Below are 18336 nucleotides of genomic sequence, written 5' to 3'. Positions count from 1 at the left end.
AAGCGAAAACAGGGGGGAAACGTTTGAAGGCTATCATCATGGCAGGCGGTAAAGGAACGCGGCTGCGCCCGCTAACTTGCCACATTCCGAAACCGATGGTTCCGCTGTTGAACCGTCCGTGCATGGAATATATCATCGATCTGCTCCGCAAGCACGGCATTACGCAAATCGGCGTCACGATGCAGTATATGCCGGAGGTGATCCGCAACTATTTCGGAGACGGGAGCGACTTCGGCGTCGAGCTGCACTATTTCGAGGAGGAATCGCCGCTCGGAACGGCGGGCAGCGTGAAGAATGCCGCCGCTTTTCTGGACGAACGCTTTCTTGTCATCAGCGGGGACGCCCTGACCGATTTCGACCTGAGTCGGATCGTCGAGAGCCATGTACGCCGGGAGGCGCTGGCGACCGTCGTGCTGACGCGCGTCGAGCGTCCGCTCGAATACGGCGTCGTCATGACCGACGAGGCGGGACGAATCGTCCGCTTTCTGGAGAAGCCGGACTGGAGCGAGGTGTTCAGCGATACGGTAAATACCGGCATCTATGTGCTGGAGCCGGAGGCGCTGCAAGGGATCGAGGAAGGCAAAGAGCAGGATTTCAGCAACGATCTGTTTCCGCTGATGATGAAGCGCGGACAGCCGCTGTACGGATACGTCAGCGAAGGATATTGGTCGGATATCGGCAATATGGAGCAGTACCGGCAAGCCCAGTTCGATATGCTGGACAGTCGGGTGGAGGCGACGATACGCGGCGAGGAGCGGATGCCGGGTATATACGTCGGACGCAATGTAACGCTGCCGTCCGGAAGCCGCGATTGGCAGGGGCCTGCCTATATCGGAGAGGATACGGTCATCGAGGAGACGGCGCATATCGGACCGTACTGCGTGATCGGCGCGGGCAACCGCGTGGCGAGGGGGAGCGAGCTGAGCCGGACGATTATGTGGGACGGCAACCGGATCGGGGAAAACAATGAAATTGCCGGGGCTACGCTGTGCAGCCGGATTCGCAGCTATCCGGAGTCGGTTATTTCCGACGAGGCGGTCGTCGGCTGCCACTGCACGATCGGGCCGAAGACGCATGTACTGCCCCGGGTGAAAATATGGCCGCACAAACGGCTGCGCGAGTACGCGACGGTGAACGCCTCCGTCATCTGGGGCGAGAGCGCGGCCAAGCCGCTGTTCGCCGAGGGGACGGTTTCCGGCTGCGCCAACGAGGAGTTGACGCCGGAATTCGCCGCCCGCTTCGCCGGGGCGTACGGCGCGAGTCTGGCCAAGGGCAAGCGGCTCGCCGTCAGCTCCTCCGGGCACGGCTTCGCCCGGCTGATCCGCTCGGTGATCGGACCCGCTCTGCAGGCGGTGGGCGTGAACGTCACCGACGCGGGGGAAAGCTCTTCCGCGGTGGCGAGGTTCGGGGTCAGCGCCATGGCCGACGTCGACGGAGGCATTCATGTGCAATGCTACCAGTCGGGGGGGCGGACCGTGTGCCGGCTGGAATGCATGGATGCCTCCGGCCTGCCGATCGGCAAAAGCGCCGAGCGAAAGGTGGATAACGCGTTCGCTCTGGAGGATTACGGCCGGATCGAGGCCAGCGGCATCGTCGAGGCGCGATCGGTCAAAGGCATCGTCTCTTCCTACGGCAGCAAGCTGATCGCCGAGCTAGGCTACAAGGGACGCAGGCCGCTTCGCCTTGTCGTCGCGACGGAGGACCCGGTGCTGCGCCGGCTGCTGGGCTTTATGGCCGAGGCGTTCCGCTGGACCGTCATTCCCCTCGATCCGGCGCTTCCCGACAGCAGTCTGGAGACCGCCGTCGCCGAGCAGCGGGCCGACTTCGGCGTTCGGTTCGGTCCGAGCGGCGAGACGCTTCGCCTGTTCGACGAGACCGGCGCGCCCGTTCCGCAGGAGCGGATCGACGTGCTTCTATACGTCTCCTACTTTCAGTGTCTGCGCGGCCGTACGACGGGTGTGCCGCTAAGCGCGCCTAGCTTCCTCGATTCGGCTGCGGAAGCGCTGGGCCATACCGTCGTGCGAACGAAGCGCAGCGCGCGCGCCGTGCTGGAAGCGTCGACGGCCCATCCGTTCCACCCGGTGCACGATGCCTTGTTCGGCATCGGGCTGCTTGCCCGCAACCTGATCGAGAATGAGCTGACCGTGACTGGGCTGCTGCGGTTTATGCCGGCTTTCTCGCTCCACAGCACGTTTGTCGAGGTGCCCTGGGACGAGAAGGGCAAGCTGATGCGGCTGCTGACGGAACATGTCAAGCACCGCCGGGCCGATCTGCTGGACGGTGTCAAGGTGTACGACGAAGCCGGCTGGGTGCTGCTGCTGCCCGATACCGGAGAGCCGCGATTTACCGTGATTGCCCATGGCGAACGGAAGGAGGCGGCGCTGGAGCTTGCCGAACGGTATCGTCAGCAATTGATCCGCCATTTCCAATGAGCCGTCCGAATGGAACGTGCACCGTTTTATCGCAAAGGGGAGGAATGCGGCGAATGAACGTAATCCCGATCGAGTCCAAACAAATCGGCTACGTCGAATACGATCTAGAGCGCTCGTGCATGATCGCTCATTTCATGACCGGGGAAATTCGCGTCTACCCGGTGTCGCGCGAGGAATACGCCAAGCTGGCGGCGTCATCGGACAAATACGATTGCTTCGTCCGGATGACGAACGTTTGCGCCGCTCGGGCGGCGCCCTCCTCCGGGCGCCCCTTGGCGGGCGCGGCCGATATCTCCTAAGAACAGGCAACAGGAAAGGGTGACCCCTAACGATGCCCCGCCATTACGCTATCGGCAACGGCACGATGCTCATCAATCTCGATCGGTTTACGCGCATTCGCGATTTGTACTATCCTTTCGTCGGCCAGTTGAACCATGTCGGCGGTTATCCGTGCCGGATCGGCCTGTGGGCGGACGGCGAATTCCGCTGGCTGAACGACGACGGCTGGCGCTGGACGTCCGGCTATGTGCCGGATTCTCTCGTTACGCGGGTGACGGCCGAGCATGACGGGTTGGGGCTGCGGCTTGAGATTAACGACGGCGTTCATCAGCGGGACAACATTTACTTGAAACGAATCCGCGTCGTCGACCGGAGCGGACGGGACAGGAACGTCCGGCTGTTCTTTACGCAGGACTTCTCCATCAATGAAACCGAGGTCGGGGACACCGCAGCATTCTATCCGCACAACCGGACCGTGTTTCATTACAAAAAAAACCGCTATTTCATGGTTAACGGCAGCGCGGGAGGAAACGGCATCGACCAGTACGCGATGGGGGTCAAGCGGTTCCACCTCGCCGAAGGGACGTGGCGGGATGCCGAGGACGGCCATCTGATGGGCAACTCCATCGCTCAGGGTTCGGTGGATAGCACGATCGGCTTGCGTCTGCGGCTGCCGGCTAACGGCTCGGAAACGTGCCACTACTGGCTGTCCGTCGGCGATACGCTCGAGGAGGCGAACCGGCTGGACCGGTACGTGCGGGACAATGAGCCGGGCAAGCTGCTCGACCGGGTACAGATTTATTGGCAGCGGTGGTCGAACAAGGTCGAGCGGGATTACGCGGATCTGCCGGACCCCGTCGTCGCCATGTTCAAGCAAAGCCTGCTGATCGTCCGGACCCAGACCGACGCGCGCGGGGCGATTATCGCCGCCAACGACACCGACATTATGAACTACAACCGCGATCATTACAGCTACATGTGGCCGCGAGACGGCGCGCTGATCGCCTATGCGATGTCCATGGCGGGCTATCATGAAACCGTCGTGCCGTTCTATCTGTTCTGCGCCGAGGCGATCTCGCCAGAAGGCTACCTGCATCACAAGTACAATCCGGACGGAACGGTCGGTTCGAGCTGGCATCCGTTCATAGCGGACGGAGAGCCGCAGCTGCCGATTCAGGAGGACGAGACGGCGCTCGTCCTGTTCTCGCTCTGGCACATGTATCAGCAGTCCGGCAATATCGAGCTGTGCCAATCGCTCTATGGCAGTCTCATCCGCCGGGCCGGGAAATTTATGCGCGATTACATCGACCCGCAGCTGCAGCTGCCGAAGCCGAGTTACGACCTGTGGGAGGAGCGGTACGGCATCTATACGTTTACCGCCTCCGCGGTGTACGGGGGATTGCGGGCGGCCGCCGACTTCTGCGAATTGTTCGGGGACCGGGATCGCAGCGAGCGGTACAAAGACGTAGCCGACAGTGTCAAGGCAGGCATATTGCAGCACCTGTGGGACGAGGAGAGCGGCATGTTCGCGCGGGGACTCGTCCGTCAGGACGGCTCCTGGGTCAAGGATATGACGCCAGAGAGCAGCATCTACGGCATATTCGAGTTTGGCGTACTGCCCGCCGACGATCCGCGCGTCGCCAGCACGATGCGCGGCTTGAGGGAACGGCTGACCGTCCGCACCGACGTGGGCGGGATCGCCCGCTATCGCAACGACTATTATTTCCAGCGGTCGCTTGATACGGAGCGGATTCCCGGCAATCCGTGGATTATCTGCACGCTTTGGATGGCGGAATGGGAAATCGAATGCGCCCGCTCGATGGACGATCTGGCGGCCCCGCGCAAAACGCTGGAGTGGGTAACGCGCCATGCGCTGGAGACGGGCTTGCTGTCCGAGCAGCTCGATCCGTTTGACGGCAGCCCCCTTTCAGTAGCGCCGCTTACGTGGTCGCATGCCACCTTCGTGCTGGCAGTCGTTAAATATGTGAACAAGGCGAAGCAGTTTGCTTCCCGGAATGGATAGGACTCCGGAGTCCGGCGCTGCCGATGCAGCCCGGGCTTTTTTGGGCCATGCCGTTTATTGCCTTGTTACTCCTTCGTGAGGAAGATGTGAGGCTCCGCTTATTGAACGGGCTTCTGTCCTACTCTATGATAAACGGGCAGATCATGCGCGAAGGGGTGCGAACATTGAACAAATGGCTATGGCATGTGCCCGTCCTCCTGCTGCTCCTGCTGTCGACGGCGGCGCTGGGGGCATGCGATCAAGCGGAAGAACCGCCCGTAGAGGCGTTTCGCGCCTATTTGTCCGATTGGCAGCAGTTAGACTATGCCGGCATGTACGACCGGTTGACCCCGGAAGCGCAGGCCGGAATTTCCAAGGAAGATTTTGCCGAACGGTACCGGAATATATACGGAGGTATCGGTGCTGAGCGGCTCGCCGTCACGGCGGCTGCCACCGGACAGGCGGATACGGCCGGCAGCGAGGGCGAAGCCGCATTCGGCTACCATGCCGAGTTGGAGACGGTGGCCGGTCCTGTCCGGTTCGACCACCAAGTGAAGCTGCTCCGCGTCAAGGAGGGCAAGCGAAATGCGTGGAAGGTGCAATGGGAGCCATCGCTTCTGTTCCCTAACATGTCTCTCGGCGATAAGGTACGGGTGCAGACGACCCGGGGGGCGCGCGGCGAAATCTTGGACCGCAACGGCCTGGGCCTTGCCGTCAACGGGACAGGCATCCAGATCGGGATCATACCGGGCAAGCTGGGCGAAGACGCCGAGCAGTCCAAGACGAAGCTCGCCAGCATGCTGAAGATAAGCAAGACGGACATCGACAACAAGCTTAGCGCCTCCTGGGTCAAGCCGGAGCTGTTCGTCCCGATTGCGTTCGTGCCGGAGGAAGACGCAAGCCTGTATCTCCAAATTCCCGGTACGGATTTTCAGAAAAAAAACGTTCGCGTCTACCCGTATGCCGAAGCTGCGGCCCATCTGACCGGATATATCGGCGAGATTAACGCGGAGCAGTTGGAGCGACTCAAGACCAAGGGCTACGAAATGGGTGACTGGATCGGTCAAAGCGGCCTGGAGCAGTTGTTCGAAGAACGGCTTCGGGGAACGGCAGGAGCCCGCATCGCGATCGTGAGCGCGGAAGGCAAGGAGAAGGCGGTCATTGCCCGCACGGAGGCGTCGCCCGGCCAGACGGTCCGATTGACGATCGACGCGGAGCTGCAGAAGACCGTCTACGCCCAGTTCGGCAAGGACGCCGGTTCGGCGGCCGCCATACAGCCCGTGGCCGGCGACATTCTCGCGCTGGTCAGCAGTCCGTCCTATGACCCGAACGCATTCGTGCGCGGCATCACGCGGGAGCTCTACGACCAGTGGAACAATGATCCGCAGACACCTTTTCTGAATCGCTTCACCAAGGGCTACTCGCCAGGCTCCGCGTTCAAGCTCGTCACGGCCGCAATCGGCTTGGACGGCAAGACGCTCGATCCCGCCGAGCCCCGGGAGATCGCAGGACTATCCTGGACGCCGGACAAGTCCTGGGGCTCCTACTACGTGACGCGCGTGAACGGGATCAGCCCGGTCCGCTTGACGGATGCGCTTGTGTATTCGGACAACATTTACTTCGCCCAGACGGCGCTGCGGATCGGCGCCAAGGCTTTCGCCGATGCGGCGGGCAAGTTCGGAGTAGGCGAGCCGCTGCCGCTCCCTTATCCGTTCCGGACCTCCCAATTGGCGAACCAGGGAGGCATCCGGAACGATATTCAACTGGCGGACACCGGGTACGGGCAAGGGGAGGTCATCATGACTTCGCTGCATGCCGCGCTCATCTTCTCCGCTCTCGTCAACGACGGCGATATCGTGTATCCCGCGCTGACTGCAGAAGACGCGCCCGGCGGAGTCTGGAAGCGGCAGGCGATGACGCCGGGGACAGCTTCGCTCCTGCTCGACGATCTCGTCGTTGCGGTCAGCCGTTCCGGCGGCCCCGGCTATGGCGCTTATATCCCGGGCAAGTCGATAGCCGGCAAAACGGGAACGGCGGAATTGAAGCAAAGCAAGGACGCGAAAGGACAGGAGAACGGCTGGTTCGTCGGATTCGACTCGGCGGACCCGACGCTGCTGTTGTCGATGATGGTGGAAGATGTAAAGGGACGGGGAGGAAGCGGGTACGTGACGTCTAAGGTCAAGCGTATTTTTCAACAGGCGTCCGGTCCGCAGGCGATACCGAACAACAGAAAGCAAGGTTAGACGGCTGCCCAACGCGGGCAGCTTTTTTCACTTTTTTGCAGCAGGAAGGAAATGGTTTCCCATCTATAGAACTATATTAAGCAAAATTGTTGCAACTGAGAGATTGTTCCTGGATGGGAGTAACTGACGTGAAAAAATACTGGTTTCATAAGCTCCTGTACTCGTATTTGCCGATCTTCGTCATTCTGATCTCGCTGCTCGTGTTTCTGTTCGCGCTTCTCTTGAGCGATCAGGTGAAGAAGCAGGCGATTCAGGCCAATCTGGCCGGCACGGAGCAGGCGATGCAGTCCGTCGATTATTCGCTGCAATCCATACACGAGACGATTATGAAGGAAATCCGCAACAACGACAATATCGAGCAGTTTTTTAATGAAACCGCCTCTTACAACCCGGTTGCGCACGCCAAAGCTTCCGATATGCTGAACAGTCTCGTGGCTTCGAATGGGCTGATCAGCAGCATATACATGTACCGGGTGTCCGATCATAAAGTGCTCAGTACGCGGATGATGGCCGATATCGGACAATTCGGCGACCGCGCCTTTGCGATCGAGGCGTACAACGACAAGAAGCTGACTAACTGGACGGCCATCCGCGACTTCCGGGACGATTCCATTCAGCCCAACTCGCTGCCCGTCGTATCGCTCGTCCGCCGCTACCCGGTTCTGGAGGGCAGCTCCGGCATTCTGGTCGTGAACGTCGATGCCCGGGCCGTCCAGAAGGCGATCGACGGCATGACCGGGACCGGCCAGCGGTTCATGGATTTGTACGACGGCGGCGGTCGTATCTTTTTCGATAAAAAAGACCAGTTCTCCGACGTAAGCGCGGCAGAGCCGAATGCGTCCCGGCATCAGGCGATCTCGACCGTAAAGTCGTCGTTGACCGGCTGGGAGCTGCGCAGCGGCTTCGTTTCCTTGAGGCTGTTCGACGTCGCCTCCATGCTGACCAACGTATGGGTGCTGCTTGGCTGCGGCGCTATCGTGCTCGGCATTCTGTTCATCGTCTATTTCTCGCATCGGAATTATAAGCCGATCGAGCTTATTCTCCGGCATATTCATAGCAGCGCGGTACGGGCCGGGGCGTCCCCGCCATCGGCGGAGACGGACGAGTTCAAGCAGATTGCCATAGCGATCGACAACCTGGTCGAGCGATCCGACCAGTACAAGCGCCGGCATGACGAGGACCTGATCTACCGCAGGCAGCATTTTTTCCAGGAGCTGATGGAAGGCAGCCGCAAGATCGGCAGCGCCGAGTGGAACCGGGAGCTTGGCCTGTTCGGCTTGAACGGCGACGCGGAGCGGCTGCTCGTAACCGTAATCGAAATCGATCAATATGCCGATTTCTGCGGCCGTTACAGCCAGCCCGACCGCCTTCTGCTGAAATACGCCCTCGACAATGTCGTGAACGAAACGATGAAGGGGGCCAGTATCGGGATATGGGCGGAATGGACCTCGAACCGGCATTTGACGGCGCTGCTGCTATTGAACGGACGTTGGCAAGAGAAGGCCGCACTTGTGCAGGACGTGTGCGAGACGATGCGCGAGTGGGTCAGGAGCAATCTGAGCTTCACCGTCACGTTCGGGATCGGTAAGCTGGCGGAGCATATCGACGAGATCGTCTATTCCAGCGAGGAAGCGTTTAATGCCCTGAAATACAAGCCGGTGCTGGGCGGCGACAAGATCATCCCGGCCGCCGATTTTCCGCCCCAGCCGCAAAGCGAGCTTTACCGTATTTTACAATCGACCCGGGCCACGGTGCAGTCGTTCCGGCTGAACGAGGAACGTTGGCAGGAGGAGCTGGCCCGTTTCTTCGACGGGCTGCGCGAAGGCGTGTGGGGGCGGGACGATATTGTAAACCTGCTGAACTATATGTACTTCCAGCTCGAACGGGAAATGACGGAATTGTCGCCCGAGTTGCAGGCTGTCTGGAGGGAGCAGGCCGCTTCCCGGCTGACGGACGCGATCCGGCAGTTCGAGCTGCTGGAGGAGGCGCGCGAAGAGTTCCATACGGTGCTGGTCGCGCTGGCGGGCAAGCTGGCCGAAGCGAGACAAGGCCATCAGCATCACCAGCAGATCCGTGATATCAAATCGTATTTGGAGGCGAATTTCGCCAATCCGGACTTGTCGCTCGATTACATCAGCAGCCGCTTTGAACTGAATCCGAAAACGTTCAGCCGCTTGTTCAAGGAGGAGCTTGGCGAGAAGTTCGCCGAATTTCTGGCCGGGGTGCGCGTTCAGGAGGCGAAGCGGCTTCTGCTGGAAAGCGACGAGCCGGTTCAGACGATTGCACTGAAGGTCGGTTACGAGCATCCGCTGTCTTTTATCCGCATGTTCAAAAAATCGACCGGCATGACTCCCGGTTATTTCCGCAGCGGTCAGCCGGGAGGCCCCGGCGAAAAAGGTATACCGACTGAGAAAAAGGAATAGGGACGCGCTGCAAGCGACCGCGAAAGACGCTGAAACGAAAGGACGGCGCTCGATCTGCGGTCTTTTTTGCGTAGAGGAATTACGTATATACGGGCACGAAACATGCATATTGCCGGAACGGTGGGGACGGGAGTAGATTAGGGTGGACTTGATGCGACGGCTTCCGGCAGCGTCGGAGGCGGCATTTCATCCTAAGACGAAAGCGAGGTAACGGTATGGCTCAAGGAGCCAAAGCAAACGAAGTCCCTTTGAACATGCGTGTACGGCCCGCGGACCTGCATCGGCAAAGGCAAAAAAGAAAACGATTTCGGCAAAATGTCCCGCTGCTTATTTTATTCGTGCCGATTATCGCCTATTTTGTCATTTTCAAATACGTGCCGATGGGTGGTCTCGTTATCGCCTTCAAGGATTACAGCTTCCGGGACGGCATTCTTGGCAGCCCTTGGGTAGGTTTCGACAACTTCAGGCTGTTGTTTAGCAATCCGATGATGCTGAACATTATTCGCAACACGCTTGTCATTAGTCTGTTGAGCATTGTCATCGGCTTTCCGTTTCCGATTATACTGGCGATTTTGCTGAATGAAGTAAGGAAAGCGGTTTTCAAGAAGCTGGTGCAGTCGTTCGTCTACATCCCGCATTTTCTGAACTGGGTTATTATCGGGGGAATTATCGTCACTTTGTTCGCGCAGCAGGGCGGGACGATCAATATGCTGCTGCAGAAAATAACCGGATCGGTCTACCCGTTCCTGTACAAGGAGCTCAGCTGGTTGTCGATCTTCATCGGCTCCGGGATCTGGAAGTCGGTCGGCTGGGGGGCGATCATCTATTTGGCCGCGCTTGCCGGGGTCAGCCCCGAGCTGTATGAAGCCGCTGCCATCGACGGGGCGTCCAAATGGAGGCAGATGTGGCACATTACACTGCCGGGCATTCGGCCGACGATCGTGCTGGTGCTCATTCTCAGCATGGGGAACGTGATGGAGGTCGGCTTCGACCAAGTATACGTGCTGCAAAATTCCGCTGTCCTGAACGTATCCGAAGTCATCAGCACATGGAATTACAAGAGCGGCTTGCGCGGCAACAACATGTTTAGCGTCGGTACGGCGCTCGGCTTCTTCGAATCGCTGATCGGCCTTATTCTGGTCGTTACCGCCAACCGGATCGCGCGCCGGTACGGGGAAAGTATCTGGTAGGAGGAAAGGCGCATGAAAGCATCCAGAGGAGAGCATCTCTTTTATTCCGTTAACTATGTCATTTTGTCCGTGCTGGCGCTGAGCTGCGTGCTGCCGATCGTCCATTTGTTCGCGGTATCGCTAAGCAACAACGATGCGGTTACATCCGGCCACGTCGCGTTCTGGCCCGTCGGCTTCACGATGGATTCCTATCACCTGCTGATCGACCGAACGCCGGTTATCCGTGCATTCAAGAACAGTCTGGTCATCACCGTAGTCGGGACGCTGCTGAATATGCTGTTCACGATTATGGCCGCCTATCCGTTGGCGCGCAGCTACTTTTATTTACGCCGTTTTTTCAGTCTGGCCATCGTGTTCACGATGCTGTTCAACGCCGGTCTCATTCCCGGCTTCCTGCTCGTCAAATCGCTGGGCTTGATCGATTCGTACGCCGCTTTGTGGCTGCCCGGCCTGGTCAGCGCATGGAATTTGCTCGTGCTCCGTTCGTTTTTCGAACAGATTCCCGAAGAATTGGTCGATGCCGCCCGCATAGACGGCTGCGGCGAGTGGAGGCTGCTGTACCGCGTCTTCCTGCCGCTGTCGCTGCCGGTATTGGCCGCGCTCTCCTTGTTCTACGGAGTCGGACACTGGAATGCGTTCTTCGGCCTGCTGATCTTCATCAACGATGCCGCCAAGCAGAACTTGTCGCTGCTCGTGCAAAATATGGTGCAAAATCAGGAAATGCTGCAGGAAATCAACGGACAGCTGAGCATGAGCGAATCGGCCGATATGCTGAGCCAAATTACGCCGCAGTCAATCCGGGCTGCAGGCATTATGGTGATGGTTATTCCGATGCTGATCGTGTATCCGTTTCTGCAAAAGTATTTCGTCAAAGGGATGCTGATCGGCTCCATCAAAGGATAAAGGATAAGGGGGATACAGAACATGAAAGAAAACACAAGCAGACGCGCCGGCATGTCCGCTTTGGCCGCGGTCATGACGATGGGAACGCTGCTGGCCGCCTGCTCGGGCGGCGCCGGCACGCAGGGTTCGTCGGGAGCGCCCGGCACGGGGGACAAGTCCTCTCCGGCTGCTCCGAAGGAAAGGCCGAAAATTACCGTAACCCAATACGACCGCGGACAAATTCCGCAAGGGGAAGGGGATTTTACCAAAAACCGCTGGACCGAATGGATTAACAAAAATTCGCCTGTCGAAGTCGAATTCGTCGTCGTGCCGCGTACCGGCGAGGTGGCCAAATTCAATACGCTCTTCGCCTCGAACACGGCGCCGGACCTGATTATTACGTATAACGGCGATTACCGCAATAATCTGTACGTGTCCAAGCAGGTCATCCCGCTGGACGATCTGATCGAGAAGAACAGCACCAACTACAAGAAGCTGGTCGGCCAATATTCCGCGCTGAAGAAGACGGGCGTCAAGGATGACGGCAAAAACTACGAAATCGGCCGGGTCACCGGTCTGCGGCAGCACATTACACTGCTCATCCGCAACGATTGGCTGAAGAAGCTGAATCTGGACATGCCGAAGACGCCGGAAGATCTGCTGAAAGTGTCCAAGGCTTTCGCGGAATCGGATCCGGACGGCAACCAGAAGAAGGATACGTTCGGCTTCAACCTGAGCCAGTCCGGCGACGGCATCATCAACGCCATCTTCGGCAGCAGCACGTGGCAGATCGACAAGGATGGCAAGCTGTACCACGATTTCGACCGGGCCAAGGCGGCGCTTGAATTCAAAAAGCAGCTGTACGATTCCGGCTCCGTCGACAAAGACTTCCTGGCCGACAAGGGCGGGGAGAAAGCCAAGCAGGACTGGGTAAACGGCAAGCTCGGCATGTACGCGAGCGGCAAAGGCACCTCCGACCTGCCGCTGTATCAGACACTGAAGAAAAACAACCCGAACGCAGAAGTCGTTCCGCTCCAGCTGCCGGCCGGTCCTTTCGGTCACTTCGGTCCGGAGGTCGACGTACCGGCGGGAACGGTGGCGATGATCAACGCCAATGCCAAAAATCCGGCCGCGGTCATGCAGTACGTCGACTGGCTCATTTCGGAGCCGACCTTGCGCACGCTGAAATACGGCTTTGAGGGCGAGCATTGGAAGAAAGGCAAGAACGGCTGCCCCGAACCGATCGACCGCGAGAAGAACAAGAAAGAGCTGGATTGGAACTACGATTACTGGACACCGCTCGGCAGCACGATTTTCCTCGGAGCGTGCAACGAGCCGACCAGCAGCCTCGATCTCGACGATCCGCTGCAGAAGGAGCTGGCGAACATCTACGAGATGGGCAAGAAAGCGTATATTGACAAGAGCAGACCGGTCTACTCGGATATCGGCTTCCTTCCGCCGCTGCCCAAGGAACTGACGCTGGTCAGCTCGAACGGCTTCAAATATTTGGAGCTGCTGCAAAAGGCGATCGTCAGCGGCTCGTCCTATACGGCCGAGCAAGCGATCAAGGAGTCCAAGGACGTATGGGAGAAGTCCGGCGGCGCCCAGGTCGACCAATACTACACAAAGTACTTCCAAGATAACAAGGATAAGGCGTACATTTCCAAAGTCGATTCGTACGCCGGCTATTAGGAGGTCCCAGCGTAACCCCAACACGAATCGCCCGCAAGCAGCACGGACTGTCATCGCAGCATGACAGTCCGTCTCAATACAGTCATAGTCCGATAAGGAGGGAATTAAGTTGGCATTAGGAAGATGGATGGCGAATCGTACGAGAATCAGCCTGCTGCTTATCGCAGCGCTGCTGGCCGGGCTTGTCTCGGTGCCGGTTACGGCATGGGGAGACCCGGCGGGACCCGCATATTTTCAAGAAAGTTTTGAAGGCGCTGTCAATCAGTGGGACGGAACCCCCTGGGCGAAGGAAACAGACGCTTCCTTGGGCTCCCGGGTTGGCGTGCTCGACGCCTCGGGGGCAGCTTATCCGACGGTCCGGGCGAAGCCGTCCAACTGGACGAACTACGAGACGGCCAAAACGGATTACGAGTTCCGTTTCAAAGCGAAATACGGCGACGCCGCTTCGGGCGCGCCCAAATACGCTCGCGCTCTTTTCCGCTATAATACGGCATCCTCTTCCGCCAATTATTACTACTTCGAGTTCAGGCAGATCGGAACCGCCGTTTATTTCGGCAAATACGCGGACGGCGTCGATTCGCGGATCGGCAACACCGTTAACGTGTCCGCCTTGTTAAGCAATTTCAGCTTTAACGCTTGGCACGACTACGCCATTTCTGTCAAAGGGAATGAGTTCGAGCTGCGGATCGACGGCGTGCTGGTCGCCGTCACACCGGCAGATACGTCGCACACGGGAGGCACGATCGGCTTCGGCGCCAAAAATGCGACGCTGAGGGTAGACAACGTCGAGACCATTCCGTATGTAGATCACTCGCCGCTGTCGCTTGCGTTCTCCAAGGAGCTGCCGACCTATACGTATTACAACGCCGATGTGACAGGGAAATTCACCGTCCCGAACGCAACCGGACCGGTTACGGCGGCGGTGTATTACCGCTATGGCTCGGAGCCCGGCTTCCGCACGGCTGCGGTGGAGCAGACGGGTGGCGAGTTCAACGTGCACATTCCCGGCACGCCCCGCGCTTCCAGCGTAAGCTATGCGTTGTACGCCTACCAAGGGACGGAACGGGTGGGACGCTATCCGCAAACGGGCGAGAATGTATTGGCGGTCCGGCCATTCAACCGCTACTATACCGATTTTGAGAGCGATACCGTCGGCAGCGTTCCTCCCAATTGGAGCGTCCAAGGCAATCAGCCGGACGTTTCCGTAGCCGATGACGAGGGCAAAAAGGTGCTGCGTTTCGGCAACAGCGTCAGCGGCCAGAGCAGCATAGCCAAATTCGTTCATCCGTTCTACGGCAATCTGGACAATTTCACCGTTACCTTCAAGGCCAAATACAAGCGGACCAACCCGGATCCGAACGCATCCTATAATTTATGGAGGCTCCGTTACCGCAATACGGCGGTAAGTCACAATACCGTGGAATGGTCCACGCATAACGCCAAATACATCATGTTCCGCAAAGCGCCACTCGGCCCTTACCAGAACGGCAGCTATTACCAGTCGCTGATTGACGGCTGGCACGAATACAAGCTGGAGGCGGCGGGGGTAAACCACCGGCTGTACATCGACGGAGTGAAGGTGGTCGACTTCCAGGACGTGGATGAGCAGGCGCCGACCCGAGGCGGCTTGCAATTCGAGACGATCGGCGGACTGGAGCTGGAAATCGACGATCTTGAGATTAAGCCGCTGGACGTTCCGTATACGTTCTATGCGCTCCCTTCCGGCGATTTCTCGGGCGTGTTCGAGCAGTCCCAGCCTAAAGGGATCGATGTGACGCTGATCGGCGGCAATACGGCCGGCTCCTTTACCGTCGGTTATTCGGTGGCGAAAGCGGACGGCGACAAGGCGGTCGTGGCGTCGGGACAGCGGACGTACGCGGTGAACGCCGACGAGCGGAAGACGGACACGATTCCGTTCCAGCCCGTTCTTCAGCAGACCGGTACGTACGACGTCACGACAGAGCTGTATGTGAACGGCGTCAAGGCCGACCAGTATACGAAGCGGATGCGTATCGCCGTCATCAAGCAGGCGGCGCCCACGACCGGCCTCGATCTGGATAACGAGTCTCCATACGGCTTCAACACGGGGTACGACTTATCGTGGGACGAAGACCTGCTTCGCTCGATCGCCAAGATGGGCGTCAAGCACGCCCGCCAGGAGCTGAACTGGGCGCTGGTGGACAAAAACAACGGCTCGTACGACTGGACGACGTTTGACGAGATCGTCAACAAGTTCGGCCAGTACGGCATTAATGTAACGCCGATCATGGGCATTCCGTACAACGGCGCCTATGATGCCAACGGCGTGGTCGATACGGCGCAGGGACTGAAGGGGCTCGGCGATTTTACCCGCACGCTGGTCCAGCGCTACAAGGATCGGATTCGCCAGTGGGAGATGCCGAACGAACCCGAGCTTGGGGTGCTTCCTTACACCCCGCAGGAGATCGTTCAGCTCCAGAAGACGTTCTACGTCAATATGAAGCAGGCCGATCCGGATGCGGTGCTGATGGCCGGGGACCATACGTCGGGTGCGGTGAACATCTTGCCGGGCGAACTGGAGTTGGGCTCTTACGACTACGCCGACGCCTTCTCCTATCACCGGTATACGTACGGCGTCATGCCGGACGGCTTCATCCAGAACCAGACGAACGGCGTCAAGCAGCTGTTGAACGACCTGGGGGGCTGGAAGGACCTGTATGTATCGGAGTCTGGCTGGCCGACGGCGTTGGCCGGATACCCGTCCGTTTCGCAGGAGGTGCAGCGGGACTACGCGGTGCGCGGCTATCTCATCGACCGGATCATCGACCAGACCGTGAAGCAGGACCATTTTACATGGAAAAACGCCGGCTTCGACGACAATTTCTACAACACGAGTTTCGGCGTAACCGACGGGGACGGCAGACCGAAGCTGGCTTATGTCGCCCTGCATAATCTGATGACGACGCTCGACCAATCGCTCTACGCCGGCAAGGTGGATACCGGGGACGCGAGCGTGGAAGCTCATCTGTTTCTGAATGACAACGAGCCGATCGTAGCTTTGTGGAAAAAAGTCAACTACGGCAATACGCCGCCGGCTAACGCTCCGACCTCCCCGGTCGTCCTGCCCGCTTACGGGGCAAACGGTTCGGTTACGAAGATCGACGTCAACGGCAACGAAAGCCAGCTTGCGGTCGCGAACGGAACGGTAGCGCTTCAAGCAGGGGGCTCTCCGGTTTACGTGCGCGGATTGGGAACCGGAAGCGTGTATGCATCGGCGGCGACGCTGCTGGCCGAGAAGAAAGCGGAAGCGGCCGGCAAACTGGAGGCGTCCGGCCCGGCGGGTAGCACGGCGGCAGCCGCTTCTGTCGCGGAATTGGCCAGAATCCATACGAACATGGCGAATGCGCTTGCCGCAGTGCAGCCGGCCGCTCGAGCAGCCGGCATCGAACAGGCGATCAAGGACGTGTACGCTCTGATGAGCGCCGTGGCCGGCCATGTTGCGGGCAATGTCCTTGACCGGAACAAAGCCTACGTTGCCCTGGAATCGCTGTACAATTACGCCGAACGGGCTTCCGTATCGCTGATCCGGGCGAAGCAGGAGCAGCAGGTATCTTCGGTGCAGCTCGATTATGCCGCCAAGCTGGGAACGCAAGGCACGAGCGACGCCGCTACGGCGCGGTACGCTTACGATCACAAGATCGGGGCATTCGGCTTGATGCCCGTCTCGACCTCGGCGGTTATGAGGGCGAACCGTTACGGACGGATTGCGGAACAAGCGTCCGCATCCTCCAGGTATGCGAAGAGCTATGTGTATAATATGCTGGCGAGAGAGTTCGCGGGGGCGGTCCAAAGCATCGTCGCTTCCGAACCGGTGCGCTCCACGGCGGTCATGGCTTCGGCCACCCCGCTGAACTCGGTCATCGAGGCTGACGAAAGCAGCGCCGTCACCGTCTCGTTGACGAACCGGAGGTCCGTCAGCCAGACCGCTACCGTCAACTGGAGCTTTCCGGCCGGCTGGGAGCAGGTGCAGACTCAGCCGGTGACGTCGCAGATTTCCATCGGCGGCGGGCAGACGTCAAACCTGACCTATGCGATCAAGGCTCCGGCCAATGCGGCCAAAGGGCTGTACGATGTCAACATGCAATTGGTGCTGGACGGCAAACCGGTGGATTCGCTGCGGTTCAAGCTGAACGTGGCGGATGCCATTCAGGCAAAGCTGCTGCCGGTCACGGCTCCCGTAAGCAGTCTGTCGAAAGTGACGGTCCGGCTGAAGGGGACGTCTAGTATTCCGAAGACGGGCACCGTCGCCTTGAAGGGGCCGGATGGAACAGCTTTGCAGCCGGTCGTGCCGGGGGGCGACGCCTTTACGGTCGCGCTTGGCGGAACGGCGGATCTGGACTTCGTTTGGACGGATCGCACCCAGCGGCCGTTCAACGAACATAAGCTGCAGCTTCAAGTCCGGGATACGGTCAAAAACCGGGTGATTTTCAACGACGATGCCCTGCCGCTCGATTTCCTGCTCATCTCGAAGGCGACGACGGCTCCGGTGATCGACGGCAATCTGCAAGACTGGAGCGACGCTTATCCGATCCATCTGAGCCGGGAGGAGCACAATGCCTCCGGACTGTACGATCACGACGATCTTGACGCGACGGCGTACCTGAAATGGGACAGCGCCAATCTGTACGTGGCCGTCGACGTAACGGACCAGATTCATAAAGCGGCGGAGCCGCCGTCCGGTATATGGAAAAACGATTCCATCCAGATCGGAATCGATCCGCTCAACGACAAGGGCGGAGGCTACAAAGCCGACGATGTCGACTTCGGCTTGGCGCTGAACGACTTCGGGCAGCTTCTCGGCTACGTGTTCGTGGCCTCTGCGCCCAATCAGACCGGCGTTATCCCGAATACGGTGCAGTTCCAGATCGTGAGAGACAATCCGAACGGCAAAACATACTATGAAGCGAAAATTCCCGCCGACTCCATCGTCAAGGGGCTCCTGGGCCGGTTGGCGGCGGGGAACAAAATCGGGTACAACATGATCGTCAACGATTCGGACTTCCAGGACGGACGGCAAAATTACGTCTTCTGGACGCGCGGAATCGCCGAAAGCAAAAACCCGAGCCTGTTCGACAGCTTCACCTTGATCGATCCTTAACCGTTGCGGGATCATTGCCGGCGGGGTTCGTGTCCTGAAGTAGAGTTTGGTCCCTA

Annotated in this window: 9 protein-coding genes; all 9 read left to right on the top strand. The window is 59.0% G+C overall.

The features are described 5' to 3' along the window. The first annotated feature begins 23 nt into the window (after positions 1–23). A complete protein-coding gene (locus ABD796_RS07300) occupies positions 24–2432 on the top strand; it encodes a sugar phosphate nucleotidyltransferase (protein WP_344905211.1) in 2409 nt (802 codons plus the stop codon). Positions 2433–2485: 53 nt separating this feature from the next. After that, positions 2486–2731: a hypothetical protein gene (locus tag ABD796_RS07295; RefSeq protein WP_344905208.1), complete on the top strand. Its 246-nt coding sequence runs from the start codon at positions 2486–2488 to the stop codon at positions 2729–2731. A 32-nt stretch (positions 2732–2763) separates the two neighbouring features. Continuing rightward, on the top strand, positions 2764–4734 hold the full coding sequence (locus ABD796_RS07290; RefSeq protein ID WP_344905205.1) for a glycoside hydrolase family 15 protein: 1971 nt from the start codon (positions 2764–2766) through the stop codon (positions 4732–4734). 164 nt (positions 4735–4898) lie between these two features. After that, positions 4899–6956 (top strand): penicillin-binding transpeptidase domain-containing protein, encoded by a 2058-nt coding sequence (locus ABD796_RS07285; protein WP_344905202.1) that lies wholly within the window; start codon positions 4899–4901, stop codon positions 6954–6956. A 128-nt stretch (positions 6957–7084) separates the two neighbouring features. Next, entirely contained in the window at positions 7085–9379 is a 2295-nt protein-coding gene (locus tag ABD796_RS07280) for a helix-turn-helix domain-containing protein (RefSeq protein ID WP_344905199.1), read from the top strand. Between the two features lie 254 nt (positions 9380–9633). Beyond that, a complete protein-coding gene (locus ABD796_RS07275) occupies positions 9634–10569 on the top strand; it encodes an ABC transporter permease (RefSeq protein WP_344905197.1) in 936 nt (311 codons plus the stop codon). A gap of 12 nt (positions 10570–10581) precedes the next feature. Further along, on the top strand, positions 10582–11472 hold the full coding sequence (locus ABD796_RS07270; protein WP_344905194.1) for a carbohydrate ABC transporter permease: 891 nt from the start codon (positions 10582–10584) through the stop codon (positions 11470–11472). Between the two features lie 21 nt (positions 11473–11493). Next, positions 11494–13143 (top strand): extracellular solute-binding protein, encoded by a 1650-nt coding sequence (locus ABD796_RS07265; protein ID WP_344905192.1) that lies wholly within the window; start codon positions 11494–11496, stop codon positions 13141–13143. Between the two features lie 109 nt (positions 13144–13252). Further along, the gene (locus ABD796_RS07260; protein ID WP_344905189.1) at positions 13253–18280 is read left to right on the top strand and encodes a sugar-binding protein; all 5028 of its coding nucleotides are present in this window, start codon (positions 13253–13255) and stop codon (positions 18278–18280) included. The last annotated feature ends 56 nt before the right edge of the window (positions 18281–18336 follow it).

This window comes from Paenibacillus hodogayensis (assembly GCF_039536325.1).
GTDB lineage: Bacteria > Bacillota > Bacilli > Paenibacillales > NBRC-103111 > Paenibacillus_AB > Paenibacillus_AB hodogayensis.
Note: the sequence above shows the minus strand (reverse complement) of the source record. Positions and strands in the feature narration are given on the sequence as shown.